The organism is Mucilaginibacter sp. 22184 (assembly GCF_052045695.1).
Classification (GTDB): Bacteria; Bacteroidota; Bacteroidia; order Sphingobacteriales; family Sphingobacteriaceae; genus Mucilaginibacter.
The window spans coordinates 1-9863 of record NZ_JBQEPI010000021.1 but is presented as its reverse complement, the minus strand read 5'-3'; the positions used below and the strand labels follow the sequence as shown (position 1 = coordinate 9863).

Genomic DNA, 9863 nt, shown 5'->3' with positions numbered 1-9863 from the left:
GGTCACTTTCACGTGGCGAAGAGGGGTCACTTTGCTTTGGCGAACGTGGTCACTTTCAACTGGCGAAGGGGGCCTTTTTGATCTGGCCGGATAGGGTCATTTTCATGTGTTTTATCCAGCTATTACAAAATAGTGTTCCCAAAAAATGGCTAAAAACCCAAGAGGTAATGGAGATGCTGGGCATGTCTGAGGTCACCTTGCAAACATTACGCAACAAAGGCGTTATACCTTTTCGAAAATTGGGCGGGATCTGCTATTACAACCTGGACGAGTTAAATGATGTAATCTACAAACTAAAATAACAAATAACGGTATCAAAAATTTGGACTTAGGAATTACTTAAAACAGTTCCTGAGTTTTGAAACGATAAATAATGAGGGTGAGAGGTGGAAGTAAAGGCATTAATACATACCATACGTACTGTAAAAAAATCCGGTAACACATTTACGGAGGGTGAGCATGAGGTACGCATACGTATATCGCAATTTAAAGAAAAGGAATTTATTCCTTTAGGGTATAGCTCCAGCTTAGAAAACTGGGATGAACGATTACAACTTCCTAAACCTAGCCACCCATACTATAGAGATCTTTCAAAAAAGATCAACCAGTATTTGGACGATATATCGTTCGAAGTAAAATCGGCTGAAAAAGTGGGACAGTACATTTCGTGTCTTGAGATAAAGCGCAAAATACTACATACAGATACCAATTTGCCGATTCAGGTAGGGCATTTAAAAATCCTTGAATTCTTTGATAAAGTGATAAGTGATTTGGAGGAAGCCGGTAATCCTGGGTACGCCGATATTTTTGAAAGCACACGATCGACCGTAAGCAAACTTTTAAACAATGGAAAACACATTCCTCCCGATGAACGGGAAAAAGAAAAAGACAAATCATTTCTTGCCTTTACAAAAGAAGATCACCAGAAATATGAAAAACTGATTTCAGAAAACACATCAGAATCCACCATAAGCTTCTACCTGAGAACTTACTTCAGAGTCTGGAATATGGCAATTAAAGAAGGCTATTGTACCAGGGAAAAGCATCATCCTGCAAAGTTTATCAAGTTCCAACCTTATAAAAAAATCAGAACCAAAAAGCGATCCATAAACCAGGATTACTTACATGAAATAATGGAGCTTAAATACGATGATGGTTCCCGTATGCGCCGCTCACAGCTTCTTCTACAATTTATCTATTACGGTCGGGGAATCAATTTTGGCGACATGTGTAAGCTTAAGTGGGGAAACATTGCCAATGAAACTATTCACTATACCAGATCAAAAAATCACCGTGAATATGATTACACGCTTCACCCAAAGGCAATGGAAGTTGTGAATTATTTTAAAAATTACCCAGAGCAAAGTGATTCAGGCAATGTTTTCCCATTTATATTTTCAATACACGATACTCCCAGAAAGATAGACCAAAGAATTGAATCTGCACTTAAAGATTTTAATGAGGATTTAAAAGCAATGGCTGAAGTCGTAGGTTGGAAAAGGAAATTTACAAGCTACTCTTTAAGGCACGGATTTGCTACCCATTTGCGTAATAACAAAGTTGATATTTCAATTATTAAAGAAGCGTTGGGGCACGAGGAAGAGTCTCAAACAGCAATTTATCTGGATGACTTGGACGATAAGCCGGTCGCAGATGAAATTAACAGAGCATTGAATTTTGATAGGAATAAAGGTAAAGTCATCAAAAAAAAAGGAAGAAAAATCTGACGGCTTTTATTATACTAAAACCTAATATTAAAAATTAGATTTTTTAGCTGACCGCATTGAAAAGAATAATAATCTATCTACTATTCTTGATTTTAGCAAATGAAGTCATTATATTACTTTTGTTCGATAAAGGAACCATATAAGGCAACTTGATTTCCAAATGATTACTAAAATTGCATTTAAGAACTATAAATCTTTTAAGGAGCGGCAAGAACTTGAAATAAAACCTATTACAGTACTAATTGGCAAAAACAGTTCTGGCAAAAGTGCTATTGCTAAATTACTTGCCCTCGTTGAAAACTCATTGCGAGGCGATTCTGAGTACCCACTAAAAATCACAGGATACGATAATGGTATTGAATTGGGTGCTGTATTTGAAGATTTGATTTATGGACGTTCACGAACGGGAAAATTGGAACTAGAGATTAGTGACTCAAATAACAATAAACTGGAAATTATAATTGGAACTGAAAAGGAAGTACCCAAAATTTTTTCCTGGACATTCAACGGCGTCGAGAAGATCGGATTCGACAACGTTTTTAGAGGGTTTCGACTTGAGTCTAACGAAAAGGAATTGCAGATCAACGACCTCTCTTATAACATCGATTATATTGGGCCATTTAGAATGGTTCCACCAAGAGAATTAAGTGGAATAAATGCGAATGTAGAAGTTAAAAAGCTAGGCTACGAAGGTGAAGGGGCCTATTCACTTTTACTGCAAGACGGTTTAACAACTCAGCGTTATTTGATAAGTCGAGTTAGTAAATGGTATCAGAAAAGCTTTGAAAATTGGGGGATATACCTTAATAAAGACAAAGATCCCTTTTCTCAAATCGAACTATATAGAAAAGACGACTCTATTTACATAAACTTGGCTGACGTGGGGCAAGGCATGAGCCAAGCACTGCCGTTAGTAGTTAAAGCAATGATGCCTGTTCAGATGGATGAAATAGCAATTATTGAGCAGCCTGAACTTCATTTACATCCAGCTGCACATGGAAATCTTGCCGAATTATTTGTAGAATCTTTGGCGGAAAAAAATCGACATTATTTTATCGAAACACATTCTCAAAATTTTGTTTTGCGGCTTCGTAGATTAATCGCTGAAAAGAAATACTCTTGGTTTAATGCGGAAAATCTAGCGATTTACTTCGTTGACTTCGACGACAAAAATAACACTAGTTGCCTCAAGCCGATCAAAATAGATAACAATGGTTATGTCGATTTTTGGCCTGGAAATATATTTAATGAAGCGTTAGATGAAGCAATAGCGTTAAGGGAAGCTCAAGAAGAAGGTGAACACTATGAAAATTGAAATACTTAATGATGTGTTCAGCCAAGGCGAATTCACTGATTTCAGCCATCTAATATCAATATGTTTGCATAGTGAGCGACATAGGATATTATGTCGATATCATAAAATCGCGCGGACCGAAAATTTTGAAAAATTGCACGCTTGGCAAAAGGAGTTGCTAATTTTATATTACACTGCTGATGTTCAAGGTGTTAAAATCACCCCAAATGCCCGAATTTCGCAATCAAATGCGGTGGATGTTTTTAATTTGGATGAGGGGATTAGATATTTATCAGAACCAGTGTATTTAATTGTAGAGAATAGTTTAAATGATGCCTATTTTTTAGAAGCTCTGGTTAAATTTTTATCAAAAGACACTCAACTTGATAAGCACATTAACCGGGGATGGTTGAAATTTGAAAACGGTGGCGGTTGCGACAATGTTGAGAATGTGATCGAGCAACTTGAAAAAGCTTTTAGGCATTTACCTAAAGATAATTTTAAATATTTACGCTGCTACGTCCTATTGGATAGCGATAAAGAGTACTCTACCGCTCCATTGAAGCAAAGTTATCAAAACTTAGTGCCTATCCTTGAGCAAAAGGGTATAAAATTTCACATCTTACATAAGCGAGCCATGGAGAATTACCTACCAGACGAGGTTTTTGAGAAAATTGAAGAGATTCCAAAGGCGTATCGAAATGCTTATCTTTCATTAACCGATGAGCAAAAAGACTTTATTTCCATCCAACGTGGGTTTGGACAACTTGCTTTAAGGGGAGACATGCATCCAGAAATAGCCAAACTATATCATTCAGTATCTACAGCTAATTTTGAAATACTGAATCAGGGAGCGAAAATGTCGAAATTTAAAGCGGAATATCCCAAAAAAATGGAGCATTACAATGTTCACCAGAAAACATTGAAACAACGAACAGCCCATCAGCCAAATCCAAACGAACTTGATCAAATATTATCCGAAATAGAAAATTTGTTATGAGTGCAACGCTGAAAATTTCAACTCGGGTGCGTAGATTATCCGATTACATAGGCGATATTGAAAATGGCCTTTTACAAGTACCTGGATTTCAGCGAGACTTTATTTGGACAATTGCAGACATGCTTGAGTTATTCAGTAGCTTAAAAATGGGCTATCCTATAGGGACTCTTTTGCTTTGGAAGCCTGATCGCTCTTATGGAGAAAATGCCAAGGTTGGTCCATATTTTATTCCTCAATCACCTAGCAACTTCTTTTATATCTTAGATGGGTTTCAAAGAATTAACACTTTATTTGGCTGCCTTATTAATCCGGATAAGACTTCATTGAGCTACGACAGCTCATTAATGAAGAATTTCCGTATTTATTATGATTTAAAAACTGAAGAGTTTTCTCTGCAACGTGGAAATAGTTTAGAAGTGCACCAGATTCCCGTCTATAAGCTCATTGATAATAAGGAAACTTTTTTTTGGCAGCGAAGCTTATTTGACATTCCGCAAGAGGAAGCAGAACTTTACCTTGAGCGCTATGAACAAATAGGCAATACATTGTTGAGCTTTCATCTACCATCAATCGATATAAATGGAGGAACCGTTGATGAAGCAATTGATATTTTTTGGCGACTAAATTCTAAAGGTTCGCAAATATCAGCAGATTGGATAGTATCAGCTAGAACTTATGATATACATGATAATTTCCGATTAGGTACAGAAATTGACAATTTACTAGCGGAACTTAGACCGTTCAACTTTGGAGGAATTAAACGAGAGGTCATTTTACAATGCATTCAGAGTTCGTTCGGGCAAATATATTTTGAAATGAAAACTGATGATGTTGTTAATAGATCTGACTTTAAGTCTAACGCCTTGAAAACAATTCAAAGCATAAAAAAAGCGGTTAGGTTTCTATATGAAGAATTATTGGTGGTAGATAGTAAATTATTACCAGCTAATATCCAATTAATTTTTATCACTGAATTTTTTAATAGAATTCCTGAACCATCAAATGATTTTAAAGAGGCACTAAAGCGATGGTTTTGGCAAACTACCTATTCAAATTATTTCACAATTCTATCACCGAGTAAACGAAAAGAAGCTTTCGAACATTTCTTATTATTTATTGACGGAATTAATAATGATCCTTTTTATAATGATCGACCAGATACTCCATTTACCGTAAGTGATTTTCCCGGAAAAATTCATTTCGGTAGCGTTCGCGCAAAAGCATTGATATTGCTACTTTTAAACTATGCGAACGGGTTTAGTGCAATTAATTTTGAGACTACTGATTCTGTAGAGTTACTCTATCTATTTTATAACGTCAGAAACGAAAAAGGAGATTTATTTCCGGCATCAGTGATTCCTATTCTAGAAAAGAATCAGGTATATTATTCGAAGTCAACAGATCTATCTGGATTATTAGAATTTTGGACTGACGACCTAAGTAAATATTTCTTAACCGAAGAAATGGCCAACTTATATTTATTAAAGGACGACAAACGGGATCTTAAATTGGAAATTATTGAAGAAAGAAGAAAATTAATTATTGAAGCAGAAAGAAACTTTGCTATGGAACTTGGCCTTTCTTACGATAGCTCTCAATCACCGTCTAACGCCTGATTATTGAGGAGTGTATAAAGTCCGGGAAATTGACGAGATTGATCTAATTAAGGAAAGTGTAATGAAAAACTCACTACATAAAGCAGCAATACCGAATCCTGTGATCAAACCTTTTTTGAGAAATTGATTGGAGAATGGAAGACAAAAGGGTTTGAATCGCTATGTAATGTTGAATATTCGAAATTGTTTACTGATTTCCAGTACCCTCCCAGTACCCTCCGAAGACAGCTAAAACGGGTTTAAATTAGCGAAAATTGCTTTTTACCGTCAATATTAATAAATTGAAAATCAATCGATTAAAGGCCATGCCACCATACTTGCAACTAATTGAAATACAGCCAATTGCGCATGGCATGCAAGAGGTCATCGGTTCGACTCCGTTATCCTCCACTGATTATCAGGCACTTACAAAACATTGTAGGTGCCTTTTTATTTTCAGTACCCTCCAAAGACCTCTCAAAAACCTCCACAACAAGCTTGGGGCAACATTTACAGCATTAAATGGTTATAAATTAACCGAACCTTCAAAGAATTCCCCCACCGGTGTAAAAAAATATTTATCCGGTTATTATAAGTATGGAAACAGGCAAGTATTACCAGGCTAATCAGCGCAAGACAGAGCAATTAGTCGAATCCGACTGGAAAGTGGCGTTAGCCCAATGCAAGGAGCATATCCGGTGGAGACTGCGGCAGCGAACCTTATCTGGGGCTCATTCAGCCTCCAGCTTAGGTGCTGATCCGATAGATCATTATTTAGGTATCGCCTATGAAAAAATATTGTTGGGGGAATGGGAATGGAAAGATGAACATACTTTAGCACAACAAATGATACGCATAGCAGATAGCTATATTAGCAAAGGGGTTGCGAAGGCAACATCTGCGAAAGGAGAAGCGTTTAAAATCATATACAAAAATGTAGAGGAAGAGTTTTATGATTTAGCTGCTCCGCCTGCAGACGAACAAGAACAACATGAAATTGAACAACGGTTAAAAATGATAGAGACCGCGGTTGTTGGAGATGAACATCTGGAGTTTATGATTGAAGGCCTAAAAGAAGGAAAAAAAAGAGCAGACATTGCAGAGCTTCTAAACATAGGCGTAAGACAACTGGATAAACTCCGGGAAAAACTTATGAGAAGAATACAAAATCAGCAACAACCATCAAAAAAGTAATATGGCAACCTTCAATGCAAAGCAAGTTTTAAGCAATCTATATGGCTTGATGATGGAAATTAATTATCATCGGCCGGATGAGGAAGTACTGGAAGAGCTGCAACAAAAACCCGACCCCCAGATTGACAAACATTTATTGAAGATAAAGCAACTTACTGCTAAACTAAAAGCACAACAAAACACACTACGTTTTCAGCGGGCTTTAGAACAGATAAGAAAGTTAAAGGAAAAGGGAATTGAAGAGATCAAAAAGCTAGCCAGTCCTCAGCAACAGGCGCAACTGATTCCATTATTTAGAAAATTCGAAGAATTGACCAAAGAGGATGAGGCATCGATATTGGAAGATCAAGAACTATTATTATTGATCGAGGCGCTTAAAAATGAGATTGATGATGATCCGCAATAGCCCTATAAGCGCAGCTAGGTCGATACATGCATCGCTCGGATGGACCCAGCCAGGTGATCTTTCTTTGGATGAAATCGCAAGCGCATTAGGCATCCTTGTTAAGGACACTACCATTGAGGGTTCTGATGGCCGAATATTGATCAACGGCAATACCGCAATAGTTTCCATCAGCAACGCCATAACACATCCAGGCCGAAGAAATTTTATATTGGGACATGAGGTCGGACATTTTATCCTTCATAAAGATGCAGCAGTATTATTTTCCGATACCGACCTAACGCTTTCTGAATGGTATAAAAAGGGATTGCAGGAGCAAGAAGCAAATACTTTTGCATCTGAACTGCTGATGCCTGAACCTTTGTACAGGAGCAAGGTCACGGGAAAAAAATTGAGTATAGGCTTAATTGAAGATGTAAGTGGCTATTTTCAGACATCACTTTTAGCAACTTTTATAAAGTACATTTCTTTGGGCAGTTTCCCTGCTATGGTCATCTTTATGGAAGATGGCATCGTCAAATGGAAGCTACATTCCAATGATTTCCCGTTCACGTACTTACTTAAAGATTCTAAAGTACCAGCATGGACAGTGGCAGGAGACTTTTTTTATAAGGGACGCCTTGAAACAAAACCTGAAAAAGTGGACGCGATAGAATGGTTTCCCGAAGATTTTCAAATTAAATATAAAGCAGATTGGAAACTGTGGGAACAATGTTACCAAGTGGGCGACAATTGTCTTGTTTCCTGTCTTTGGACATACTGATTTTTTAGGGTTAACAATCTTTATTGCTGGGACTATGCACAACCGGGTGAGTAGGCGAGTGGAACATTAAAAAATCAAGAAATACCTTGCTTTATTAACGATTAATGCAGGCCACCCAAATCAGCCTTGCTGTATTACAGTTCTTCATTTGGGTAAGTAAGCGGAAATAATTCAGTCAGGGACCATTCCGGTTTGCGATTTAGGTACTTAAGCATGTTAGCTGTAATATCATCATATGAATGGTCATAAATACCACAGTTTTTTGCCACCTGATCAATAGTAGCTCTCCGTTGAGCAATGTCCACCATAAATTTCCGGTGTTTCATACCACCTTGCAGTATCCTTTCAAGTCGCTTACGCAACGCATTCATTTCGTAAGTAGCAATCAAGTTTTTCATCGTTTTCGCACATTCATCCGCCTCCTTTTTATTGCCTAAAAAATCAAGGATTTCGTATTTGCAACGTAGGCAGTCAAATTGATTTTCACGATGCTGCAGCCGATCATAAGTTTCAGCGATCTTCTCCGCGTCGACTAATAGTTTAAGTAGCAGGTTACGGTCATTCTTTGCCACTTCCGGATTGATATTTAGTAGCTCTTTGTTCCAATTGCTGAAAGTATGGAAGTGAAATATTTTAGCAAACTCCCATTCTATTTTCTCCATGATCAAATTGCTCAGTGCCAGAAAATTTCGATGCTTCAATGCGTAGCCATAAAGTTGCTGTAACTGACTGAGAAACTGGTTGTCGAACTTCAACCAATCGGCGACGAGCAGATCACGGAAAGCATCATTTTTGCGCCCCATCGTCAGAAGCGCATTTTTAGCCAGTTCATGTAAAAGCAAGGTTGATTCTACATGCAATATTTTCGCGTAGGCGACGACCCTCATATCATCGAATTCCGGGTGTTTGTTAACAATCCGCATCACGCCATCATAATACTTTTTAATGCGTGTCCCCTGCTCAGATTCCTTACTTCCGATAAACTGATTGTGAAGGTTCTCCAGTTGTAGAAACGTCCCTCCATTTTCATTGGCCACGATCCCCGCCGTTTCTTTGCGAAAGTCTGGTTCGCTGGTAAGCCCCAACAGGTATTTGGCGTGTGCCAAAATGTAAGATAGCATGCTTTGGTCTTCTTGATACAAGCTATCAATTTCGCTATAGGCCAGCTTCAGCAATTCGATTGCTTTGAATAAATTGGCCTGATGGTAATAGGCTACGCCGCAAATCATGTTGAATGTCGGTGAAGCTTTGCCCCTAGGATGGGTACGCTGCTCGATCTCAACGATCTGGGAAAAAGCATGTTCATTTAGCAGCTGGTATCCCACCTGTTCAATAAAGGCAACATTCTGTTCGACGCTATAAACATCGCGCAATTCATCAATGACAAAACCCTTTGCAGGTTGATCACCATCAGCCTGAATCCTCATATGAACACTTAATTTTTTCAGTAGCATGCCATTCTCGAAAGTTTCCTTATAAATTCCATCAATCTGCTGTTGATCCAGTACCTGGATGAATTGAACTTTGTAGGTTTTGGGCAAGTTATCAGGAGTATGCTTTTTTAACAGGCTGCGATAGACCTCCGCCACAGAAGCGATATAAAACTGATTTGCCGGATAATAATAGAGTATATAAAAACCAGGAAGCCCGAAGTTGAGCAAATAATTGAGATTACTGACTTCAACCGGATAGGAGATTGAATTGTCGCGTTGTTTTTTGACTGATTCCGTGGATTTCAATTGTACTGCAAAACGAAAATTAGTATATATGGATATACCAATGATATTGACCCCTCTTCGCCAATCTAAAGTGACCCCTCTGAGTTAGGGTTTGAAAGAGAGTAAAGTTGTTGTACAGATAGGCTCCTGGGAGCGGATGTTTTTGTCC

9 protein-coding genes are annotated in these 9863 nt (G+C 38.0%); 8 read left to right on the top strand and 1 reads right to left on the bottom strand.

The genetic code is table 11. The features are described from left to right. From ACTJKG_RS27715 to ACTJKG_RS27680, 8 genes are all read left to right on the top strand, one after another. A partial coding sequence (locus tag ACTJKG_RS27715) for a helix-turn-helix domain-containing protein (RefSeq protein ID WP_440741033.1) occupies positions 1-302 on the top strand: 302 nt, incomplete at its 5' end. 84 nt (positions 303-386) lie between these two features. Further along, positions 387-1727, top strand: a complete 1341-nt coding sequence (locus ACTJKG_RS27710) for a tyrosine-type recombinase/integrase (RefSeq protein ID WP_440741032.1) — start codon at positions 387-389, stop codon at positions 1725-1727. A 160-nt stretch (positions 1728-1887) separates the two neighbouring features. Beyond that, complete coding sequence (locus tag ACTJKG_RS27705) at positions 1888-3042, top strand: DUF3696 domain-containing protein (RefSeq protein WP_440741031.1); 1155 nt, start codon at positions 1888-1890, stop codon at positions 3040-3042. Further along, positions 3032-4021, top strand: a complete 990-nt coding sequence (locus ACTJKG_RS27700) for a hypothetical protein (RefSeq protein WP_440741030.1) — start codon at positions 3032-3034, stop codon at positions 4019-4021. The genes ACTJKG_RS27705 and ACTJKG_RS27700 overlap by 11 nt, the downstream gene beginning before the upstream one ends. Then, positions 4018-5637 (top strand): GmrSD restriction endonuclease domain-containing protein, encoded by a 1620-nt coding sequence (locus tag ACTJKG_RS27695; protein ID WP_440741029.1) that lies wholly within the window; start codon positions 4018-4020, stop codon positions 5635-5637. Before ACTJKG_RS27700 ends, ACTJKG_RS27695 begins: the two co-directional genes overlap by 4 nt. Positions 5638-6213: 576 nt before the next feature. Beyond that, positions 6214-6810, top strand: coding sequence for a hypothetical protein (locus tag ACTJKG_RS27690; protein ID WP_440741028.1), 597 nt, complete (start codon positions 6214-6216; stop codon positions 6808-6810). 1 nt (position 6811) lies between these two features. Further along, a complete protein-coding gene (locus ACTJKG_RS27685; RefSeq protein WP_440741027.1) occupies positions 6812-7216 on the top strand; it encodes a hypothetical protein in 405 nt (134 codons plus the stop codon). After that, on the top strand, positions 7200-7976 hold the full coding sequence (locus tag ACTJKG_RS27680; protein WP_440741026.1) for an ImmA/IrrE family metallo-endopeptidase: 777 nt from the start codon (positions 7200-7202) through the stop codon (positions 7974-7976). Before ACTJKG_RS27685 ends, ACTJKG_RS27680 begins: the two co-directional genes overlap by 17 nt. A gap of 134 nt (positions 7977-8110) precedes the next feature. Here ACTJKG_RS27680 and ACTJKG_RS27675 read toward each other — a convergent pair whose 3' ends face one another. Further along, the gene (locus ACTJKG_RS27675) at positions 8111-9745 is read right to left on the bottom strand and encodes a DUF4365 domain-containing protein (RefSeq protein ID WP_440741034.1); all 1635 of its coding nucleotides are present in this window, start codon (positions 9743-9745) and stop codon (positions 8111-8113) included. Between the last annotated feature and the right edge of the window lie 118 nt (positions 9746-9863).